This is a genomic window from Methylobacterium organophilum (genome assembly GCF_022533465.1).
GTDB classification, from domain to species: domain Bacteria; phylum Pseudomonadota; class Alphaproteobacteria; order Rhizobiales; family Beijerinckiaceae; genus Methylobacterium; species Methylobacterium organophilum.
The window spans coordinates 997627-1018211 of the sequence record NZ_CP092848.1; the positions used below are offsets into that span (position 1 = coordinate 997627).

The window sequence follows — 20585 nt, forward strand, 5'->3', positions numbered from 1 at the left end:
ATGACGAATTTCGCGCGCCTGCCCTACGGAACCGGTCCCGCCCGCGCGGCGACCGCGCCGCGGGCGCGCTTCAACGACCTCTATCTCCTGGCGCTCTGCCTCGCGCTCTTCGGCTACGCGACCTTGGGCAAGGGCTTCGCCTATCTCGGCCTGCCGCCCCTGTTCGTCGGCGAGCTCCTGCTGCTCCTCGGGGTCTTCGCCTGGTTCCAGACGCGCTGCGTGCTGGCGAGCTTCGTGCCGCTGCAGAACCAGATCCTGGTCGGGTTGATGGTGCTGATCGTCGTCCGGGCGGTTCCCTATGTCGGCGCCTACGGCCTCGACACGGTCCGGGACGCCGTGCTCGTCTTCTACGGATTGTTCGCGTTCTTCGTGGTCGCGCTGCTTCTGGAAGATCCGCGGCGCATCGACGTCCTGATCGCCCGCTACGCGACGTTCGCCTGGTTCTACGGCCTGATCGGCGGCCCGCTCTTCCTCCTGACCAAATACGCCAAGGACACCGTGCCGAACTGGCCCTGGTCGGGGACGCCCGCCTTCGAGGTCCGGCCGGGGGAAGCCTCCGTCCACGTGGCCGGGGCCACCATCTTCGTCCTCCTCGGCATGCGGAAGGTCAGCCTGCCCTGGGTGGGCGCCCTGCTGTTCGGCCTCGCCCTGCTGACGCCGAGCCGGGGCGGCATGCTGGCCTGCCTGATCCCGACGCTCATCGCCGCCGTTCTCGGTGGCCAGATGCGACGGGTCGCGCAGGTGTTCCTCATCAGCGTCGTGCTGCTCGGCGCGATGTCCGCCCTCGGCATCAAGCAGATCGGACCGCCCAACCCGGACGGATCGCGGCGGGAGATCGGGCTCGAGCAGATCAGCGACAACGTCAACAGCATCGTCGGCAACAGCAAGTCCGCCAATCTCGACGAGACGAAGGCCTGGCGGTTGCAATGGTGGCAGAAGATCCAGGACTACACCCTGCACGGCCCGTATTTCTGGACGGGCAAGGGGCTGGGCATCAATCTCTCCGTCGATGACGGCATCAGCAACGGCCGCTCGAACACGCCGCTGCTGCGCAGCCCGCACAACGTGAACATGACCTTCCTGGCGCGCACGGGCGTACCCGGACTCGCCCTCTGGATCGTCCTGCTGGTGGCCTGGTTCACCCGGCTGCTCTGGGACGTGATCCAATCCCGGCGGCGGGGCGACATCGAGCAATCGAACGTCCTGCTCTGGATCGTCACCTACCAGGCCGCGATCGTGATCGACGCGTCCTTCGACGTGGCGATCGAGGGTCCGATGCTCGGGATCTGGTTCTGGAGCCTGTTCGGCTTCGGCCTCGCCGCCTCGATGGTCTACCGGGCGCCGCGCCGGCTGCCGGCCCGCGCGCCGGCTTTGGCCTTCTACCCCTACGAGATCCCTGCGAGCGCCGCGAAGTAGCGGCCGGCATGGAGGGCCCACGATGTCCGACCGGCAGACTGCCCTCGTCCTCGTCGGCCTCCTGGGCCTGTCGGCTGGAGCCTTGGTCCTCGCCACCGCGAACCGGCCGGCGCAGGGGCGCGTGGCGCTTGAGGTGGGCCGCGGCGGGGTACCCGCGGCGAACGCCCCGGAGACCGCCGGGCTGCTCGGGCCGGTCGGGCCCAAGGAGATCACCTGCCAGGGCATCGAGGTCCGGCCCGGCGACGGGCTGCAGGGAATCGCGGAGATGGCAGGCGCCGGCGCCACCCTCTGCCTCCAGCCCGGCACCTATCGCGGCCAGCATGTCAGCCCGCTCCCGCTCCAGTCCTTCATCGGCCTGAAGGGCGCGATCCTCGACGGCGGCAACCGCGTGCGCCGCGCCTTCGACGGAAGCGCGCGCAACGTCGTCATCCGCAATCTCGCCATCCGCAACTACACCGCCGGCAGCCAGGACGCGCCGGTCTTCGCCGGCCACGGGCTCGGCTGGCGCGTCCTCGACAACGAGATCGACCACAATGCCGGAATCGGCGTCTCGACGGGGGCCGACACCGTCGTCTCCGGCAACTTCCTCCACCACAACGGGCAGGCGGGTTACGGCACCCCGACGGCGGGCGCGCCGCGGATCGAGAACAACGAGATCGCGTTCAACAACGCCGAGAAGAAATTCGATCCGGCCTTCGAGGCGGGCGGCGGCAAGATCTCCCTGAGCAACGGCGCCGTGGTCCGCCACAACTGGGTCCACCACAACGGCGGGCCCGGGATCTGGACCGACATCGACAACACGAACTACACGGCCGACTGGAACCTGGTCGAGAACAATTGCTGCGGCGGGATCTTCCACGAGATCTCCTGGACCGCCGCGATCCGGCACAACGTGGTCCGCAACAATTCCGGCCCCACCTGCCCCGGCTGGCTCTGGTGCGGCGGCATCCTCATCGCCGCCTCGGGGGGCACGAAGGGGGGCGTGATCGACATCGCCGACAACACGGTGGTGTCGGACGGCGCGACCAAGGGCAACGGCATCGCCCTGATCCAGCAGGCCCGCCAGTCGGGCAAGTTCGGGACGCACCTGCTCCAGAACATCCACATCCACGACAATACGATCGATCTCTCCGCCGGGGGTTCCAGCGGCCTCGTCCAGGATACGGGCGACCTCGCGCTCTTCTCCGAGCGCAACATCCGCATGGACCGCAACACCTACATCATCGGCGCCAACCCCTCCCCCTTCGCCTGGGCGAACGGGACCGGCGGCGAAGCCTTCATCCGCGAACACGGGCAGGAGACATCGGGCAGGTTCCGCTGAGTCGCGGCGCCGGCCTGCGAGAGCCCGGGCGCCTTAAGGAAAATCGGTGCAGCCGCTTTGGAAGTAGACCCGCCGCGGCGCGGCCCTTCTCGAAGAGGCGCGGAGGTCTGAAGCGGACTGCATTCGCACCCAGACCGAAATGGGCAGGAGCATCCTAACCCCTCCGGGCTAGTCATTAATAAAAGATTAAAGCGCGTTGAACGGCATAAATACGACTGCCATGCTTCCCACGTCAGGCATTTGCATCCTCTGAGCTGATTTCGAAGCGCAGAGCAGTGCAGCACCACTGAGGGCTCCCCCATGACAGCGCGAGCACTTGAGACGATCGCAGCCAATTTCTTGCCTTTGACGAAGCCTGACGCGCCGCGCTTGAGTGCGTATGTCGAAGAGCTGCGGGAGATCGAGAAGTCCTGCTGGTTGAGCAATTACGGGCCCGTCAACACGCGCCTCGAAGCCGCGATGCTCGATCGGTTCTTCGGGGGCGTCGGCGCCTGCACCACCGTCTGCAACGCGACGAACGGGCTGATGCTGGCCCTGATGCTGGCCGCCGAGCGCGCCTCCGCGGGCGCGCGCTACGTGGTCATGCCGGCCTTCACCTTCGCGGCGGCCGCGCATGCGGTCCTCTGGGCCGGCCTGACCCCGCTCCTGATCGACGTGGATCCTTCGGATTGGTGCGCCTGCCGCCTCGCCGAGGAGGAGGCCCTCGAGGCGCATCGGGGCCGGGTCGCCGCGCTGATGCCCTACGCCACCTTCGGGACCTGCATCGACCTGTCGCGCTACGACCGGCTCGCCCGGGAGCACGGCGTGTCCGTCGTGGTCGACGCGGCGCCCTCCCTCGGCTCCCTCGATCCCCTGGGGCAGACCTTCGGCACCGGCTCGCCGCACATGATCGTGTTCTCGATGCACGGCACGAAACCCTTCGGCGTCGGCGAGGGCGGCCTGATCTACAGCGCGGATTCCGACACGATCGACACCCTGCGACGCATGGCGAATTTCGGCTTCGACAACGGGCGCTCGGCGGTGATGCCGGGGATGAACGCCAAGATGTCCGAGGTCGCGGCTCTGGGCGCGCTCGTGCGGCTCGAGGATTTCGAGGAGCGCGCGCAGCACCGGGAACAGCTGCTCGCCGCCTACCTGAAGGAGTTGCCCGACATCGCCACGCAGCAGACGCGGGGACAGCGGGTGGTCTATCAGTTCATGCCGCTTCTGTTACCGCCCGGGCTGGCCGCGAGCCGGGCCGAGATCCAGGCCGAGATGACCCGGATGGGCATCGGCACGGGCAGCTATTTCAGTCCCCATATCGGCCAGCAGCCGTATTTCCGCACGCGCTGCGTGTCGGACGCGCTGCCGGTGGCCGACACGCTCAGCGCGCATGTCCTCTCCCTACCCCTGTCGGACTTCCTGACGGTCGAGGATGTCGCGCGCATCTGCGCGGCGTTTCGCGAGGCCTGCGGTGCGCCCGTCGAGGAGCGCGTCGCGTGATGGCCGGGCGAGCGCCGAGGGCGCCCTTCCGCACCACGATCGTCGGAGGCGGCCCCGCCGCCCTGGCGCCCCTCGTCGCCGCCTCGCGCGACGGACGCCTCGACGCGTTCCTGGCCGGCGGCGTGGCCGTCATCGAGGCGGGGCCGGCCATCGGTGCCGGACGACTGGGGAACTACGCCATCTGGTCGGACAGCACGGCAGAGACCTTCTTCACGGCCGTGACCGGCCATGCCGACCCGCGGCTCGGGGCGCTCATCGACCACCCGCTCTGCCGGGAGCTGCGCGGCTACGGGAAGGGCGCGATCCCCCTGGAGAAGGCCGGCGCCTTCATGGCGCTCATCGGCGAGATCCTGCACCGGGCCATCCTGGAAGCGGGCGGCGTGGTCCTCGTCAACCACGAGGCGACGGGCGCCCACCGGGGCAGCGACGGGCAATGGCACACCGAGATCCGCAGCAAGGCGGTCGGCACCACCCACGAGATCGTGTCGGACACGCTGCTCCTCGCCACCGGCGGCGGGCAGGATCTCGCCCGCCTCTACGAGGAGCGGGTCGCCAACGCGCCCCTGCTGCCGACCTATGCGGGCAAGGTCCTGCAATCCGACGAGGTGCTGCGCACGGGCGGCATCGCCCGCGTCGCCGCGCTCCTGCGGGGCCGGGCCCGGCCCCGCATCGCCATCGTCGGCGGAAGCACGAGCGCGGTCGCCACCGCAGCCCTGCTCCTGAAGTCGCTGCCGGTCGAGACGAGCCAGCCGGGCAGCATCGCGCTGCTGCACCGGCGGCCGCTGCGCGTGTTCTACCCCTCCGCCCAGGCAGCCCTCGACGAGGGCTATACCGAGTTCGGCCCGCAGGACATCTGCCCGGTCAGCGGCTTCGTCTATCGCTTCGCCGGATTCCGGACCGATTCCCGCGATCTCGTGATGAACGTGAAGCGGATCGGGGGGCGGCCCGGGGAACCGCGGGTCGTCCCGACCCTGATCGAGCCCGGCACCCTCGCCGCGGCGCGCAGAACCCTGGATGAGGCCGACGTCATCGTCGCGGCACTGGGCTACCGGCCGCGGCTGCTCCCCCTGTCGGACAGCAGCGGCGCGCCGATCCGCCTCATGGGAACCACCTCCTCCGCACCGGCGGTGGACGGGGCCTGCCAGGTGCTCGACACCGAGGGACGCCCCGTCGGCGGCGTCTTCGGGATCGGGCTTGCCGCCGGCTTCAAGCCGCAGGGCACGTTCGGCGGCGAACCGAGCTTCGTCGGCCAGGCGAACGGGCTCTGGCTCTGGCAGACCGCCGTCGGCGCCATGCTCATCGACAACCTCGTCGCCACCGCGCCCGCCTCCGTTCCGGCGACCGTCGCGGAGGACGCCCTGGTCGGCTGGCCGACCGCGGCCCCGATCATCGCCCCGACCGAGCTGGGCACGCCCGTCGTCGCCGCACGCTGAGGTCGGGGGAACAGAACGGAGGCCGGACGGGGCCATCGGGCCGCCGCCCGGCGGGATCGCAAGCGTCCCAGGGACAGGAGCAGGAGATCATCGCGCCATGAAGGGCATCGTCCTCGCCGGCGGCTCCGGCACGCGGCTGCACCCGGCCACGCTCGCCATCAACAAGCAGTTGCTGCCGGTCTACGACAAGCCGATGATCTACTATCCGATCTCGGTGCTGATGCTCGCCGGCATCCGCGAGATCCTGATCATCTCCGCGCCCGAGCATCTCGACAGCTACCAGCGCCTTCTCGGCAGCGGCGAGCAGTTCGGCCTCAGCTTCACCTACGCGGTGCAGCCGCGGCCCGAGGGCTTGGCCCAGGCCTTCCTGATCGGGCGCGACTTCGTCGGGACCGACGACGTCGCCCTGGTGCTCGGCGACAACCTGTTCTTCGGCGCAGGCCTGCGCGACCTGCTCGCCCGGGCGGTCGCCCGGAAGCGGGGCGCCACGGTCTTCGCCTATTATGTCGACGGCCCCGAGGCCTACGGCGTCGTGACCCTGGACCGGCAGGGCCGTCCGAGAAAGCTCGTCGAGAAGCCCCGGCGCCCGGAGAGCAACTGGGCGGTGACGGGCCTCTACGTCTACGACAACCAGGTGCTCGACATCGCCGCCCAGGTGCGGCCCTCGGTCCGAGGCGAGCTCGAGATCACCACCGTGAACCAGATCTACCTCGAACGCCGGCAGCTCCACGTCGAGCAGCTCTCCCGCGGCTATGCCTGGCTCGACACGGGCACGCATGACAGCCTGCTGGAAGCCGGCGAGTTCGTGCGCACGCTGCAGCGCCGGCAGGGCCTTCAGGTCGCCTGCCTGGAGGAAATCGCCTACCTTCAGAACTTCATCACCCACGAGCAGTTGCTCGCCCGCGGCGAGCTCTTCGCCAAGACGCCCTACGGACAGAACCTGCTTCGGCTGGCGCGCGAGGAACCCGCCGGGGACGCGTTCCGCCTGATCATGGACTCCTCCCGTCGGGTCGAGCGGGAGGCCCCGGCCGAGACGCCGCCTCCCGTGCAGCCGCCGGTGCAACTGCCGCGCAGCGACGCCTTCGACTGGGTGAAGCAGGCCTCCCTGCCGGGCTGAGCGGGCCCCCGCCCGCCCGGCCCGAATCGGCCCCTCGCGAGTGATGTCAGGGGCTGGGCGCCGGGCGCGTGGAGCCGGTCGCCTCGCCCGGAAGCGGCTTGATGGCCCAGAGCTCCGTCGGCAGGCTGATCGGCGCACCGGGCTTGTAATCCGCCGAATCCTGGATGTGCGACGTCGTCAGGTAGATCGTGCCATCCGGTCCCTCACCGAAGGTGTCCGGCCAGCGCAGTCGGGAATCCTGGAGGAGCGTCGTCAGGCCCGTGCCGCTGCCGGAGAGGTCGCGCACCTTCACCGCGTCGTCCTGGGGCGAGGTCACGTACATCCGCCCGTCGTGCCGGGAGATCAGCAGGCCGTCCGCCGGCCCGTTCTCGCCCACCCGGACGATCTTGGCGTCCAGGGTCCTGTCGGTCAGCATCTCCGGCACCACCGACGAAGCGGCCCAGCCGGTGAGGGCATCGGTCGGCAGGCTGTAGAGCGTCTTGCCCCTGATCGCCTGCCAGTACAGCGTCTTGCCGTCGCCCGAGAGGGCGATGCCGTCGGCGGCGAATTCCACGCCCCGCCCATCCGGCCGGCGCAGTGGGGCACCGTCGTGGCTTACGGTCACGCTCGTGTCGGGCATGGTCGAGGCATGCCCCGAAAGCACGCGCCTGGCCGAGCCGCTGTCGATGTCCACGACGATCAGGGCCCCCTCGGCGCCGGAATCGGTGAGATAGGCGGTCTTCCCGTCCGGCGAGATCCGCACGTCGTTGAGGTAGGAGGCCTGCATCACCGTGCTGGTGTCGAAGGGAATCGTTTTGATCACCGTGTTGGTCTTCAGGTCGATCCCGACGAGCTTCGGCCCATCTTTGACCACATGCGCCATGGCGGGCGCGGCAGCGTCCACCACCCAGAGGCGGTCCTGCCCGTCCGCGACCACGCTCTGCACGCAGACGAAATGGGTCTTGGGGTCGACCTCGTCCTTGCGGGCGTTGCGCCAGGCATTCCACTCCGCATCCGGATAGGCCACGGGCTTGCCGTCCTTCAGCTCCGCCACGGAGACCGGGGCATCCTCGCTCCAACGCGGGAAATTGACGAAGATGCGCCCGTCCCGCGCGACGGTGACGCCGGTGACCTGATGCTCGAAGCGCGCCACCTGGGTCAGGCGGCCCTGCCCGGCGGCAGGCTCCTGGGCCGAGGCGGGACCGGCCACGGCCATGACGCCGGACATCAGGATCATGCCCAGCCCCGCGCGGGCGATGGCGGCTCCCGTCATTCTGCGTGCTCCGAGAAGGGAATTCGCCGGGGCAACGCGTCGGCATGCCGATGCGTCCCGTTCTTTTCGGATGCGCGGAGCGGGCACCATGTCGCAGCGCGGTTGTCGCGCCGCTCCGGCTCGGGGCTTCGGCGAGGCGGACGGGGCGGCAGATCCGGCAGGGCGGCGACGGCCCGGGTTGAGCGGGAGCGCCCCTTGGGCTAAGCGGGAAAAGTGAAGCAGAACAACAGTTTAGTTTGATTATAAACTATCGATGCCCGCAGCGCCCGGGAGCGTGGCCGGCCCGCGACGCGGGCCGGCCTGCCTGTCCTTGCAGGGGCGGCGGCCCCTCCCCGCGATGACGGGCCTGTCGGCGATCGGGGGCGGCGCGCGCGTGGAAACCGCGTTCGCAGCCCTGCGCCCGCTGGCCCCGTTCTTCTGCCTCTACATGACCTTCGGCGCCACGCTCGGCTTCCTCTCCGGCGGGGCGCCGCTGATCCTGCGGGCGCGCGGCCTGGATCTGGCCGAGGTCGGCCTGCTCCAGCTCATCAACCTGCCCGTGGGGCTCACCTTCCTCTGGGCGACGCTACTGGATCGGGTCCGCCTGCCCGTCCTCGGCCACCGGATCGGCTGGATCGTCGCGACGCAGGGGATGACGGTCGCCCTGCTCGTCGTCCTCAGCTTCGGCGAGCATTGGCCCCTGGCCGCGCTCCTGGCGCTGGCGATCGCCGCCTGCACCTGCATCGCGAGCATGGACATCGCCCTGGAGGCGCTGGTCGTCGAGACGGTGCCCGCGGAGCAGCGGGCCTTCGTCGCCTCCGCCAAGCTGTGCGGGGCCTCCCTGGGCGGCATCCTCGGCGTCGGCGTTCTGGTGGGGTCCTACGACAGCCTCGGCTGGCGCTTCGCGGTCCTGGGCTGCGCCGGCCTCGACGCCCTCTGCCTGCTCCCGATCCTGCGCTACCCGGAGGCGCGCCTGCAGGGAGCCGGCCGCATACCGGAGCGCTGGTCGGGCTCCCTCGCCCGTCTGCGTGCCCTCCTGGTGCGGATCCTCGCGCTCGGTGCCTATTTCGCCGCGGCCTATCTTCTCTCCGGCCCCAACACCCTGGCCCTGCTCGATCTCGGCGTGACGCTCGGGCAGGTCGGCTTCCTGACCGGGACGGTCCTGCCGGGAATCAACCTCGTCATGGCCCTGGTGGCCGGCGCCCTCGTCGCCCGGTTCGGGACCGTCCGGCTGATCGTGCTCGGCGGCCTGGGCGTCCTCGCCTCGGGAGGCCTGATGGCCGGCGCCTGCGCCGCCGGCGCAGCCGGCCCGGCGGTGTGCGCGACCGTCCTGAACTTCGTCTGCGGTGGGATCCTCGGCGTGCCGGTGTTCAACATGATCTACCGTTGGGCGCAGGGGCCGCGGCCGGCCACCGACTACGCCCTGCTGTTCGGGGCGGCCTTCTTCGCGGCGATGCCCCTGCGGGTGGCCGCACCGGCGCTGGCCGGCTGGGCCGGCTGGCCGGGCTACTTCGCGGCGACGATGCCGCTCTACGCCGCCGCGGTGACGTGGCTGGCCCTCTGCGTAGCGCGCACCCCGCAAGCCGACCGGGCGGAGCCACGATGATCCCGGAGGTCGCCGCGCAGGTCCCCGCCTCGCTCAGCGCCTATCGCGACGGCGTCGCCGCCGGTCCCGGCGGGCCGGAGGCGCGGCCCCTCTCCGCCCTGCGCGACCCGGCCGTGTTCGAGGCGACGCTCTCGGCCTTCGGCGCCCGCTGCGGCGCCTGCGGGAGCCCCGACCGCCGCGCCCTGGTCTCCTACTGGAGCCAGTTCTACCTCGCGACCCTGGCGACCCCGGCCCTGACCGCCCTGATGCGCCTCGGCCGCCCCCTGCCGCTGGCCTTCGACGAGACCAGCCTCGAACTCGATGCGGCCGGCTGCCCCGCCCGCCTCCTCGTGGACCCGAACCGGCTTGGCGACAATCGCACCGCCGCACCCTGCCCGCGGAGCGGCTTGGCGGCCCTCGTCGAGGCGCATCTGCAACCCTTCGTGGCCCTGTGCCAGGCCCAGTGCGGCCTCGCCCCCCGGGTGCTCTGGGGCAACGCCGCGGTGATCTTCGACTACGTGGCACGGGAGCTTGGCGAAACGGACAGCCCCGCTTGCGCCGAGATCGCCGCCTGCCTCGGTTGGTGCGCCGGGCCGGTCTGCCCTAGAAGCCCCCTGGCGCAGGCCTTGCGCCCAGGCGCCTCCGGTTGCCGGCGGCGCACCTGCTGCCTGCGCCACCGCCTGCCGGGCGTTCCCTCCTGCGGGTCGCTCTGCCCCCTCGAACACGCCCAGAAGCCTGATCTGCCCCGATGCTGAAGGCCTTCCTCGCCTATTATCGGCCGCACCGGACGCTGTTCCTGGTCGATTTCGGCTGCGCCGTGCTCTCGGGCCTGCTCGAGCTCGGCTTTCCGCTGGCCGTGAAGGCCTTCGTCGACCACCTGCTGCCGCAGCAGGACTGGGGCCTGATCCTGCTCGCCGCCGCGGGCCTCGCCCTGCTCTACGTGGCCAATGCCGGGCTGATGGTCGTCGTCACCTATTGGGGCCACGTGCTCGGCATCAACATCGAGACCACGATGCGGGCGCGGGCCTTCGACCACCTGCAGAAGCTCTCCTTCCGCTTCTACGACGGCCAGAAGACCGGCCACCTCGTCGCCCGCGTGACGAAGGATCTCGAGGAGATCGGCGAGGTCGCCCATCACGGGCCGGAGGACCTGTTCATCGCGGTGATGACGCTGTTCGGCGCCTTCGGCCTGATGATCTGGGTGCATCCGCCGCTCGCCCTGATGACGGCGGCGATCCTGCCGGTGATCGCCTTCGTGACGCTGCGCTACGGCGGGCGCATGACCCGCAACTGGCAGGCCCAGTACGGCCGCGTCGGCGCCTTCAACGCCCGCATCGAGGAGAATGTGGGCGGCGTGCGCGTGGTGCGCGCCTTCGCCAACGAGGCGCATGAACGCGCCCTCTTCGCCGCCGACAACGCGAAGTACCGCGCCACCAAGCTCGAAGCCTACCGGATCATGGCCGCGAGCCTGTCGATCAACTATCTCGGTATGCGCCTCGTCCAGATCGTCGTGCTGCTCGGCGGCGCCGCCTTCGTGGTGCGGGGCGACCTGACCGCCGGCGGCTTCGTCGGCTTCCTCCTGCTCGTCGGCGTGTTCTACCGGCCGCTCGAGAAGATCGGCGCGGTGGTCGAGACCTACCCGAAGGGCATTGCCGGCTTCCGGCGCTACATGGGCCTGCTCGGCATGGCGCCCGACATCGTCGACCGGCCGGGCGCCACCGCGGCCCCCGCCCTGCGCGGCGACATCCGCTTCGACTCCGTTTCCTTCGGCTACAGCCCGGACCGTCCCGTGCTGCGCGACCTGAGCCTCACCATCGCGGCGGGCGAGACGGTGGCGCTCGTCGGCCCCTCGGGCGCGGGCAAGACCACGCTCTGCTCCCTGATCCCGCGCTTCTACGAGGTGGACGCCGGCCGCATCACGATCGACGGGCACGACATCCGCGCCTACACGCTCGCCTCCCTGCGCGGGCAGATCGGCATCGTGCAGCAGGACGTGTTCCTGTTCGCCGGCACGATCCGCGAGAACATCGCCTATGGCCGGCTCGATGCCGGTGAGGCCGAGATCCTAGAGGCGGCGCGGCGCGCCCGTCTCGGCGACCTGATCGCGGGGCTGCCGGACGGGCTCGACACCGTGGTCGGCGAGCGCGGGGTGAAGCTCTCGGGCGGCCAGAAGCAGCGGCTCGCCATCGCCCGGGTCTTCCTGAAGAACCCGCCGATCTTGATCCTCGACGAGGCGACCTCCGCTCTCGACACCCAGACCGAGCGGGACATCCAGGCGGCGCTGACCGAGCTCGCGGCCGGCCGCACCACCCTCGTCATCGCCCACCGCCTCGCCACGATCCGCCATGCCGACCGCATCGCCGTGGTCACCGAGAGCGGCATCGTCGAGGAAGGTCGGCACGAGGAATTGCTCGCCGCCGGCGGCTACTACCAGAAGCTCCACGCGGCCCAGTTCGCGTCGGATCGGCCGGACACGCCGCGCGCCGCGGCGGAGTAGGGGCGGCAGGAGGCCCCCTCGCCCGGGACAGGGTGGGCGATTGAGGGGGCGGGTGGCACCGCATTGACAGAGCCGCGACGCCAAGCTTAGCCATGGGGCGACGGTTCCCCTTGGGGATCAAAAGGGAACGCGGTGAGGGGTTCGCTCTGAAGCCGCGGCTGCCCCCGCAACTGTGAGCGGCGAGCCTTCCGCCACCATGTCACTGGATGAGCCTCATCCGGGAAGACGGTGAGAGGGCAGCGACCCGCGAGCCAGGAGACCTGCCGTCAGCCGTGGTCACACGCGAAGCGCGTCGGGCGGGGTGTCCTGACGGGTGCTGAAGGCGCCGCCCCTCCCCGGAGGAGGCGGTGACCCGAGGCCTCGTTCGCGGTGACGTGCCACTGCCGTTGCCCGAGGCTGCCGTCCCGTGTCCCGCCCCAGCCTGCTTCTTCTCTCCTGCGCGCTCCTCGCCACCGCGCAGCCTGCCCATGCCGAGGGCTCCCTCGGCGAGACGCGCCTGGACGAGATCGCCGTGGCGGGGGAGGCCGCCGCTTCCGCCGGGGGGGCATCCGGCCCCGCCGCCAGTGCCGGCTTCGTCGGCGGCAGCACGGGTATCGGCGGCGCACTGCCGGTCGTGGAAGCGGCGAGCGCGGGGGTCATCACCGGCGCGCAGCTCAACAGCCGCCCGGTCACCCGGCCCGGCGAGGTGCTGGAATCGGTGCCCGGCCTGATCGTCACGCAGCATTCGGGCGAGGGCAAAGCCAACCAGTTCTTCCTGCGCGGGTTCAACCTCGACCACGGCAGCGACATCGCCATCACCGTCGACGGCATGCCGGTGAACATGCGCACCAACGCCCATGCCCAGGGCTATGCCGACATCAACTTCCTGATCCCCGAGCTCGTCGGCGCGGTGGAATTCCACAAGGGCCCGTATTTCGCCCGCGACGGGGACTTCGCCTCGGCCGGCTCGGTGCGGATCGACTATCTCGACACGGTGGAGAAGAACCTCGCGCTCACCTCGATCGGCTCCTTCGGCTACAAGCGGGCGCTCGCCATCGCCTCGGCGCCCCTGGGCGAGGGCCACCTGCTCGCCGCCGGCGAGGCCCAGGTCTATGACGGGCCCTGGGACGTGCCGGATCGCCTCGCCAAGTTCAACGGCGTGCTGCGCTACAGCCAGGGCACGGCGCTCGACGGCTTCTCCGTGACCGGCATGGCCTATTGGGCCAAGTGGAACGCCACCAACCAGATCCCCGAGCGGGCCGTGGCGGGGGGCATCCTCGGCCGCTACGGCACGCTGAACCCGACCGATGGCGGCGATACCGGCCGGTTCTCGCTCTCGGGACGCTGGAGCGCGACCGACGATACCGGGGTCACCCGGGCGAGCGCCTACGTGATCCGCTACCGGATGAACCTGTTCAACGACTTCACCTATTTCCTGAACGACCCGGTCAACGGCGACCAGTTCCGCCAGCTCGACGACCGGGTGCTCGGCGGCGGCGAGATCGCCCATGTCTTCCAGGGCGACCTGTTCGGCCTGGCGACGGAGACCGAGATCGGCGTGCAGACCCGGACCGACAGCATGCGCGTCGGCCTGTTCAACACCACCAACCGCCAATACCGCTCGACCGTGCTCGACGACCGGGTGCTGGAGGCGAGCGCGGCGTTCTACGTCGAGAACCGGGTGCGCTGGACGGACTGGCTACGCACCAGCCTCGGCTTCCGGGCGGACGGCTACTACGCCGACGTCGTCTCCGACATCGCGGCCAATTCCGGCAAGGCCCGGGACGGCATCGTCAACCCGAAGCTCGGCCTCGTGCTCGGTCCCTTCGCCGACACCGAACTCTACGTGAATTACGGCGGCGGCTTCCATTCCAACGACGTGCGCGGCGTGACCGCGACCGTCGATCCGTCGAGCCCGCTCTTCAACATCCAGCGCTCGCCCTTCCTGGTGCCCTCGACGGGCTACGAGGTCGGCCTGCGCAACCGCTCGATCGCGGGACTGGAAAGCTCCGTCGCCCTGTTCCGGCTCGATTTCGCCTCCGAGAACCTATTCCAGGGCGATACCGGCACCACCGAGCCGAGCCGTCCGACCCGGCGCTTCGGCGTCGAATGGACCAACCGCTACGCGCTCACCCCGTGGCTGCGGCTCGAAGGCGACCTCACGGTCACCAATGCCCGGTTCTCGGATGTCGACCCGGCCGGCAACCGGGTGCCAGAGGCGCCCACCACCATCGCCTCAGCCGGGGTGACCTTCGGGGAAGGCACCGGCTGGTTCGGGACCCTGCGCTTCCGCTATTTCGGGCCGCGCCCGCTCATCGAGGACAATTCGGTGCGCTCGAAGCCGACCGCGCTGCTCAACGGCCGCATCGGCTACAATTTCGAGAACGGCGTCAGCCTCGCCCTCGACGTGCTGAACCTGACCAACGCCAAAGCCGACCAGATCACCTATTTCTACGAATCCCGCCTGCCCGGCGAGCCGGCGGACGGCATCGCCGACCGCCATTTCCATCCCGTCGAGCCCACCGCCGTGCGGCTGACCCTCGCGGGGCGGTTCTGAGGCAAAGCAGCGGGCGACCCGGCGCGTGCCGGGCCGCCTCGTGACGGATCTCCCGCCCGGCCTCACTCGCCGGACGGGAGGGGAGCCAAGCCCGAGGACGCCTCAGCGGCCGTCCGGGCCGCCGCTGGTCAGGCCGGCGGCGATGGAGCGCGGGCCCAGGATCGCCTTGGCCGCGTCGCCCACGGCCTCGACCGCCTCGTCCATGCCGTCGAAGCAGACGATCCGGCAGGGGCAAGCCTCGAGACCGTCGTAGCGCCAGGGGAAGGCGCCGATGATCGAGCGCTTGTTCAGCATCAGCTCGATGTCGCCGCCGACGTTCTCGGCGTGAATCAGGCCCTCCTGGAAGGCGTAGGCGTGGAAGGGGAAGATCTCCTCCGTCACGGCGCGGCCGGAGCGCTTATGGGTGTAGCTGTAGTCGCCGAAGAACTGATCGCAGGTCATGCCGACCTTCTGCTCGAAGCGCTTGGCGAGGTCGGGGCGCATGTGGCGGATCGAGGTGTTCATGGCGTGGTCGCCCGAACCGCAATCGATGCCGAACCACTTGATCTTCTTCTTGAGCATCCATTCCAGGAGCTCGATCTTGCCGCCCGGATGCATGCAGAAGTAGCGCACGAGATCCTGCTGAGGCTTGCCCTCCCAGTACCGGTGCCAGCCGGTATGCAGGATCAGGATATCGCCCTCGCGCACCTCCACCGGAGCGCTCTCGATCATCTCGGGCGTGATCACCGCCCAGTCGTCCATGTGCTGGGACACATCGACGACGGCGCCGGGCCCGACCAGGAAGTCGAGGGGATAGGAGGCCATGTCGCCCATGCCGTCGGTGCCGTGCATGGCGCCGTCGATATGCGTGCCGACATGAAGGGCGGTGTCGATGCGCTGCGCGACGATCTGCTTCGTCTGCAGGTTCTGCGCGTAGTACATCTTGTTGCCGGCATACCCGACCCAGCCGGGGGTGTGCACGTTCATCAGATGCGAGAGGTCGACGATCTTCACGGGTCTCGGTCTCCTTCGGTATTCGAGATCATGGGACGGCGCGGCTCCGCCCTGCGGGCACCCGGAGGCGCCACGATGGATCGACGGCGGAGCGGAGGATGTCGCGGGGGCGGCTCAGCTGTTCTCGTTGGCCTGCGTCCGCCGGAACAGAGATCGGAACCATCCCTTGAGGACGGCCAGGGCGAGGGAAAGCGCGCTCACCGGCCGCCCCGGCGCGGCGATGGGGGCCGACGCAGTGGCGGGCGCAGGTGCCGCTGAGGGCGCACTGCCTTCGGCCACGGCGGGTGCGGCGGGCACGAGCTGCGCCTCCGCGTTCTGCACGAAGCTCTGGACGAGAACCGCGGCGACCTCGTTGAGGAGGCTGGTGCGGCCGAACTGGGCGATCGGGCCGGAGAGCTGGACGTCGGCATCGACCGTGACCTTGGTGGAATCGCCGGCGGCCTCGCAGGTGCAGGCCATGGTCATCTTGCCCCGGCTGGCGCCCTTGCGGTCGACGCCCTTGCCGACCGCCGTCACCGCATGGGCGGCCTCGTCGTAGGTGACCTCGGCCTCGCCCTCGAAGCTGGTCTGGAACGGGCCGACCTTGGTGGTCACCCGGCCCGAATGCCGGCCATCCTCCTTGACGCCGAGATAATCCGCCCCCGGCACGCAGGCCGCGACACGGGGAATGTCGTGGAAGAACTCCCACACCACCGGCAGCGGCCGGCCGACGGTGAACACCTGCGTGATCTTCACGATGCTTCTCCTGAATGTCTCCGTCGGCCCGTCCCGGTGATGCGCGCCGGGGCGGCTCTCAGTGGATGTCGCCCCCCAGGATGCCGTGCGCCCGCGCGAGATCCGACCAGAGCCGCAGGCTCCGCCCGTCCACCGGCGCTGCCGCCTGCAGCGCCTGAGGATCGACCGCATCGCCTGGCACGATCGACGCGGGCAGCATCACCAGGCTCGCTCCCGCGGCAGCCACAGACGCGATCGCCTGGAAGCAGCACGCCCGATTCGCCTCGCTGCGTCCGATCTGTCCGGCGATCGTCACGGGCTCAGCTCCGCTCCGGTGCCTGGGTGCCCTGAGGCAGCGCGCCCGCCTTGACGAGCAACGCCACGTCGGCCGGGCTCGGGCCGCCGACGCTGACGATGCCGACGCCGCGATCGGCCTTCACCGCATGCTTGACGCCCACAGGGACATGGACGGCGCAGCCCGCATGGAACGGCAGGCTGACGTCATTGGTATAATCCTGGATCGTCCCCTCGCCTTCGAGGATGAAGATCGTATCCTCGGATTGAACGTGGATATGGGGCACGTTCTCCTCGCCCGGCTCGAGCCGCACGTAGTTCATGTTGGCCGTCCAGGCGCCGACGCCCGGCCAGACCACGAAGCGGGCATCCTTGGAGATGAGCGGCAGGCGCAACGAGGGCGTGTCGCGATGGAAAACTCGAATGGCCATGGCTGCCGCTACCCCCGCGCGCGAAGATTTGCATAGAGTTCGAGATCGGCCGGGCACGGCCCCCCGAGCAGGCTCATGCCGGAATTGCCGTGGGCCTCGAAGGTGTAGGAATCTCCACCGTCGATATGGACCATGGAGCCTTCGACGAGCTCCGCGCTGAAGTCGTCGGACGGGCTACGCACGACGCCACTTCCTGAAACGACATAATAAACACTGTCGCCCTTATGGCTCAGTGGAATAGTTTTATCGGATGCGTGGAGCGAAATAAGATGAAATGTCCTGTATATTGCCCCATTCTCGGGCCACATGACGACTTTTGCATTGCCCGCACCGACCACGATCGGTATCTCAGGACAGTCGACCGCGCTGTCGATGACGCGGACGGTCTCCACCGTCTCAGTGCTCATAGCCGACGATGATCCTTTTTGAATATCAATCAAATGATTTTACACATATAAAAAACTGACGCAAGGCGGAACTGTGGGGCTGGCCTTCGTTGGTCTGCGAGGAAGAAACGAGATGACGCGAGAGATCACCGTGGCGGGCGACCTGACAGAGGACGTGCCGATGGCGACGTCGGCGGAGATCGCGGAAAGCACGGCCTCGACGCTGGCGGCGATCGGCCTGCGCATCCGCGAGGCCCGCAGCGCCCGGAACATGACGCTTCAATCCCTCGCCGCCGCGTCGGGGCTCAGCACCTCGATGCTGAGTCTCGTCGAGCGGGGACGCGCCTCGCCCTCGATCGGATCCCTCGTGGTGATCGCGAGCGCGCTGGGCATCACCATGTCGGACCTGGTGTCGAGCGAGCCCACCTCCGAGGAGAAGCTGGTGGTGCGGGCCAACGAGACGCCGGCCATCGAGACGGCACAGCACGTGGTTCGGCGGCTGCTGCGCGACGACCGCGCGCGGGGCGTCACCGTGGCGGTGAACGAGTACCAGCCGCAGACCGGCAGCGCCGACCGGCCGATGTCGCATGCCGGCTTCGAATACGGCTACGTGCTGGAGGGACGGCTGACGGTCGAGGTCGACGGCGCAGTCTATATCCTGAACCCCGGCGACCTCATCGCCTACCTGTCGCAGCGCCCCCACCGGATCTGGAACCACGGATCGACGGTGGTACGAACCCTGTGGTTCAACATCGATCGCCACTGAGGCTGCCGCCGCGCTCGCTCCACAGGGAGCGGGCAGCCAATCCTCGCGGCAGGGCCTTCCCCTGGCACGCGGCGGTGCGGGAGATGCGCCGCCGGAGACCCGCTTCATGAGCCCATGGCGCCGTCGAGGGCGTCGTAGAGATACAGGGGGGCGATCGGCAGCCGCGCCACCAGGCCGGGTCGCTGCAGAGCGTCGTCTACGGCCGCCGCGATGGCGGCACCGGCTGCGGTGAGGCCGCCTTCGCCGGCCCCCTTCACGCCGAGGGGATTGAGCGGGCTCGGGGCATCCTCGCGCAGGAGCACCTCGACGGGCGGGGCTTCCCGACTCGTCGGCATGAGGTAGTCCGCGAAGCTGGTGGCGAGGGGCTGCCCCTCCGCGTCGTAGACGAATTCCTCGAGCAGCGCCCCGCCGATGCCCTGCACGGCCGCGCCGACCACCTGCCCTTCGATCAGCATCGGATTGATGGCCCGGCCGACATCGTAGGCCACGAGGTAGCGCTCGACCGTCACGCCGCAGGTCCGACGGTCAACCCGGACCTGAGCGACGTGGACGCCGTAGGGGTAGTTCATGTGGTCGGCCTCGAACAGGCCTTCGCCCGCGAGCGCCTCGCCGCTCTGGAGCGCGACACCGGCCAGATCGATCGAAGCGCCGGTCTCCGGATGGTGGAAGGCGCCATCGCGGAAGATGAGGAGGTTCGGTTCGGCCTGAAGCAGGCGGCCGGCGGCCTCACGGGCTCGCCCCAGCAGATCCTCGGCGGCGAGCTTCACCGCCGAGCCCGTCATCACCGTCACGCGGGACGCGAAGGCCCCGAAGCCGATCGGGATCTCCCGGGTCTGGCCATGGATCACCTCCATGCGCGTGATCGGAACCTGAAGGGTCTCCGCACAGATCTGGGCCATCGCCGTCTCGACGCCCTGGCCGACCGAGCAGGCCCCGGTCACGATGCGGATCGATCCGTCCGGGAAGAGGCTGACCCGGGCGAGATCGCGGGGCCCGAGGCCGCTCTTCTCGACGAAGAAGGCGAGGCCGAGCCCGACCGCCTCCCCCGCGGCCCGCCGCGCCGCGGTCTCGGCCTTCAACGCGGCATAGCCGAGGTGGTCGAGGGTGCGCTCCAGAAGGTCGTGGTACTTGCCCGAATCGTAGACGACGTGGGTCCCGAGGGCATCGATGCCTCGGTCGAAGGGCATCGCCTCCTCGGGGATGAGGTTGACCCGACGCACGGCGACCGGGTCGAGGCCGAGGCGCGCCGCGACGGCGTCGAGGAGGCGCTCGCGCGCGAAGGTGGTCTCGTAGCGCCCCGGCGCCCGGTAGGTGCCGCAGGGCGTCTTGTTGGTGAGGCGGATATGCCCCTCCACCCGGTAGGCCGGCACGATGTAGGGGCCGGGCAACAGGGCGGCGGCGAGATCCGAAACGGTGGCGCCGTGGGTGCGGATATAGGCGCCCTGGTCCGTGTGGAAGCAGACGTCGAGGCCGAGGATGAAGCCGCGGGCATCCACCGCCGCCCGCATCCGATGGCGCTGGTCGCGGGAATGGTTGGCGGCCATCAGGTGCTCGCGCCGATCCTCGATCCAGCGGACCGGGCGCCCGAGGCGCAGGGCCGCGGCGCAGACGAGCACGTCCTCGGGATAGATCTCGCCGCGGATGCCGAAGCCGCCGCCGACATGGCCCTCGCTGAGCTGCAGCCGCGCCGGGTCGCGCCCGAGCATACGGGCGATGGCGTCGCGGTTGTAATGGACGACCTTGGCCGCGCCATACATCGTCAGGGTGTCGGTCTCGGCGTCGAGGACCGCCACAGCGCCGCGCGTCTCCATGGGCACGCCGGAATGGCGGCCGATCGCGACCTCGAGCTCCACCACCGCATGGGCGGCCGCGAAGGCGCCTTCGAGATCCCCGTAGCCCTTGCGCAGCACCGCAGGCTCGGTGTGCAGGTCCGGCGCCACACCCGGCGCGAACAGGCCCGGCTCCGCCACCGGATCGAGCCGGGGCGCGAGGTCGTCGATCTCGCAGAAGACGCGTTCGGCGGCGTCCTCCGCGATATAGGCGTCCTGCGCGAAGACCACGGCGACGGGCTCGCCGACATAGCGCACGAAGTCGCGGGCGAGCACGGGCTGGCGGTAAGGCTCCAGGCCGTCGACCTTCGTCATGCGGAAGTCGATCGGCGGCAGGTCGGCGACGTCGCGCGCCGTCCATACCGCGAGCACGCCCGGCAGTTCGAGCGCCGCCGCGATGTCGATGTCGAGGATGCGCCCGAAGGCGACGGGCGAGCGCACGACGCGCATCGTCACCTGCCCCGGAAAGGCGGCATCCGCCGCGAAGCGGCCGGCGCCGGTGAGCAGGGGGCGGTCTTCCAGGCGCTTCGGTGAGGCTCCGATGCCGTGCATGG

The 20585-nt window shown here is 69.9% G+C and carries 17 protein-coding genes and 1 riboswitch; of the genes, 10 read left to right on the forward strand and 7 right to left on the reverse strand.

The features are described from left to right. The 5 genes from MMB17_RS04585 (at position 1) to rfbA (ending at position 6769) form a co-directional block, all read left to right on the forward strand. Positions 1-1416: an O-antigen ligase family protein gene (locus MMB17_RS04585; RefSeq protein ID WP_241101228.1), complete on the forward strand. Its 1416-nt coding sequence runs from the start codon at positions 1-3 to the stop codon at positions 1414-1416. Positions 1417-1438: 22 nt separating this feature from the next. After that, positions 1439-2737: a right-handed parallel beta-helix repeat-containing protein gene (locus tag MMB17_RS04590; protein WP_241101229.1), complete on the forward strand. Its 1299-nt coding sequence runs from the start codon at positions 1439-1441 to the stop codon at positions 2735-2737. Positions 2738-3106: 369 nt separating this feature from the next. Continuing rightward, on the forward strand, positions 3107-4219 hold the full coding sequence (locus tag MMB17_RS04595; protein WP_241101230.1) for a DegT/DnrJ/EryC1/StrS family aminotransferase: 1113 nt from the start codon (positions 3107-3109) through the stop codon (positions 4217-4219). Continuing rightward, positions 4219-5652 carry a hypothetical protein gene (locus MMB17_RS04600; RefSeq protein ID WP_241101231.1) on the forward strand — a complete coding sequence of 478 codons (1434 nt, stop codon included), beginning with the start codon at positions 4219-4221 and terminating at the stop codon, positions 5650-5652. Before MMB17_RS04595 ends, MMB17_RS04600 begins: the two co-directional genes overlap by 1 nt. Before the next feature lie 97 nt (positions 5653-5749). Further along, positions 5750-6769 (forward strand): glucose-1-phosphate thymidylyltransferase RfbA, encoded by a 1020-nt coding sequence (gene rfbA, locus MMB17_RS04605; RefSeq protein WP_241101232.1) that lies wholly within the window; start codon positions 5750-5752, stop codon positions 6767-6769. A 46-nt stretch (positions 6770-6815) separates the two neighbouring features. Here rfbA and MMB17_RS04610 read toward each other — a convergent pair whose 3' ends face one another. Next, positions 6816-8021 (reverse strand): major royal jelly family protein, encoded by a 1206-nt coding sequence (locus MMB17_RS04610; protein ID WP_241101233.1) that lies wholly within the window; start codon positions 8019-8021, stop codon positions 6816-6818. A gap of 337 nt (positions 8022-8358) precedes the next feature. On the opposite strand from MMB17_RS04610, the gene MMB17_RS04615 reads away from it, so the two are divergent. From MMB17_RS04615 to MMB17_RS04630, 4 genes are all read left to right on the forward strand, one after another. Further along, positions 8359-9606, forward strand: coding sequence for an MFS transporter (locus MMB17_RS04615; protein WP_420847331.1), 1248 nt, complete (start codon positions 8359-8361; stop codon positions 9604-9606). Beyond that, positions 9603-10340 carry a siderophore-iron reductase FhuF gene (gene fhuF, locus MMB17_RS04620; protein ID WP_241101234.1) on the forward strand — a complete coding sequence of 246 codons (738 nt, stop codon included), beginning with the start codon at positions 9603-9605 and terminating at the stop codon, positions 10338-10340. Before MMB17_RS04615 ends, fhuF begins: the two co-directional genes overlap by 4 nt. Next, complete coding sequence (locus MMB17_RS04625) at positions 10334-12082, forward strand: ABC transporter ATP-binding protein (protein WP_241101235.1); 1749 nt, start codon at positions 10334-10336, stop codon at positions 12080-12082. The genes fhuF and MMB17_RS04625 overlap by 7 nt, the downstream gene beginning before the upstream one ends. A gap of 84 nt (positions 12083-12166) precedes the next feature. After that, positions 12167-12364, forward strand: a riboswitch (cobalamin riboswitch). 229 nt (positions 12365-12593) lie between these two features. After that, positions 12594-14618, forward strand: a complete 2025-nt coding sequence (locus MMB17_RS04630) for a TonB-dependent receptor (protein WP_241102113.1) — start codon at positions 12594-12596, stop codon at positions 14616-14618. A 102-nt stretch (positions 14619-14720) separates the two neighbouring features. Here the strand turns inward: MMB17_RS04630 and MMB17_RS04635 are convergent, their stop codons facing one another. The 5 genes from MMB17_RS04635 to MMB17_RS04655 all read right to left on the reverse strand — a co-directional run bounded on the left by MMB17_RS04635 (position 14721) and on the right by MMB17_RS04655 (position 17457). Beyond that, complete coding sequence (locus MMB17_RS04635) at positions 14721-15611, reverse strand: cyclase family protein (protein ID WP_238313945.1); 891 nt, start codon at positions 15609-15611, stop codon at positions 14721-14723. A 114-nt stretch (positions 15612-15725) separates the two neighbouring features. Further along, positions 15726-16346: an SRPBCC family protein gene (locus MMB17_RS04640; RefSeq protein ID WP_241101236.1), complete on the reverse strand. Its 621-nt coding sequence runs from the start codon at positions 16344-16346 to the stop codon at positions 15726-15728. 58 nt (positions 16347-16404) lie between these two features. Next, entirely contained in the window at positions 16405-16641 is a 237-nt protein-coding gene (locus MMB17_RS04645; RefSeq protein ID WP_241101237.1) for a carbon-nitrogen hydrolase family protein, read from the reverse strand. Positions 16642-16645: 4 nt separating this feature from the next. Further along, positions 16646-17050, reverse strand: a complete 405-nt coding sequence (locus MMB17_RS04650; RefSeq protein ID WP_241101238.1) for a cupin domain-containing protein — start codon at positions 17048-17050, stop codon at positions 16646-16648. Between the two features lie 8 nt (positions 17051-17058). After that, positions 17059-17457: a hypothetical protein gene (locus tag MMB17_RS04655; protein WP_241101239.1), complete on the reverse strand. Its 399-nt coding sequence runs from the start codon at positions 17455-17457 to the stop codon at positions 17059-17061. A 112-nt stretch (positions 17458-17569) separates the two neighbouring features. Here MMB17_RS04655 and MMB17_RS04660 point away from each other — a divergent pair, with 112 nt between their 5' ends. Next, positions 17570-18202, forward strand: coding sequence for a helix-turn-helix domain-containing protein (locus MMB17_RS04660; protein WP_238313937.1), 633 nt, complete (start codon positions 17570-17572; stop codon positions 18200-18202). Between the two features lie 104 nt (positions 18203-18306). Here MMB17_RS04660 and MMB17_RS04665 read toward each other — a convergent pair whose 3' ends face one another. Further along, positions 18307-20583 (reverse strand): xanthine dehydrogenase family protein molybdopterin-binding subunit, encoded by a 2277-nt coding sequence (locus MMB17_RS04665; RefSeq protein WP_241101240.1) that lies wholly within the window; start codon positions 20581-20583, stop codon positions 18307-18309. Positions 20584-20585 lie beyond the last annotated feature (2 nt).

Excerpts from the sequence above, each read along its gene's own strand:
- MMB17_RS04585 (WP_241101228.1), top strand. The coding sequence starts at position 1 with ATGACGAATTTCGCGCGCCTGCCCTACGGAACCGGTCCCGCCCGCGCG.
- MMB17_RS04590 (WP_241101229.1), top strand. The coding sequence starts at position 1,439 with ATGTCCGACCGGCAGACTGCCCTCGTCCTCGTCGGCCTCCTGGGCCTG.
- MMB17_RS04600 (WP_241101231.1), top strand. The coding sequence starts at position 4,219 with ATGGCCGGGCGAGCGCCGAGGGCGCCCTTCCGCACCACGATCGTCGGA.
- rfbA (WP_241101232.1), top strand. The coding sequence starts at position 5,750 with ATGAAGGGCATCGTCCTCGCCGGCGGCTCCGGCACGCGGCTGCACCCG.
- MMB17_RS04610 (WP_241101233.1), bottom strand. The coding sequence starts at position 8,021 with ATGACGGGAGCCGCCATCGCCCGCGCGGGGCTGGGCATGATCCTGATG.
- MMB17_RS04615 (WP_420847331.1), top strand. The coding sequence starts at position 8,359 with ATGACGGGCCTGTCGGCGATCGGGGGCGGCGCGCGCGTGGAAACCGCG.
- fhuF (WP_241101234.1), top strand. The coding sequence starts at position 9,603 with ATGATCCCGGAGGTCGCCGCGCAGGTCCCCGCCTCGCTCAGCGCCTAT.
- MMB17_RS04625 (WP_241101235.1), top strand. The coding sequence starts at position 10,334 with ATGCTGAAGGCCTTCCTCGCCTATTATCGGCCGCACCGGACGCTGTTC.
- MMB17_RS04650 (WP_241101238.1), bottom strand. The coding sequence starts at position 17,050 with ATGGCCATTCGAGTTTTCCATCGCGACACGCCCTCGTTGCGCCTGCCG.
- MMB17_RS04655 (WP_241101239.1), bottom strand. The coding sequence starts at position 17,457 with ATGAGCACTGAGACGGTGGAGACCGTCCGCGTCATCGACAGCGCGGTC.
- MMB17_RS04660 (WP_238313937.1), top strand. The coding sequence starts at position 17,570 with ATGACGCGAGAGATCACCGTGGCGGGCGACCTGACAGAGGACGTGCCG.
- MMB17_RS04665 (WP_241101240.1), bottom strand. The coding sequence starts at position 20,583 with ATGCACGGCATCGGAGCCTCACCGAAGCGCCTGGAAGACCGCCCCCTG.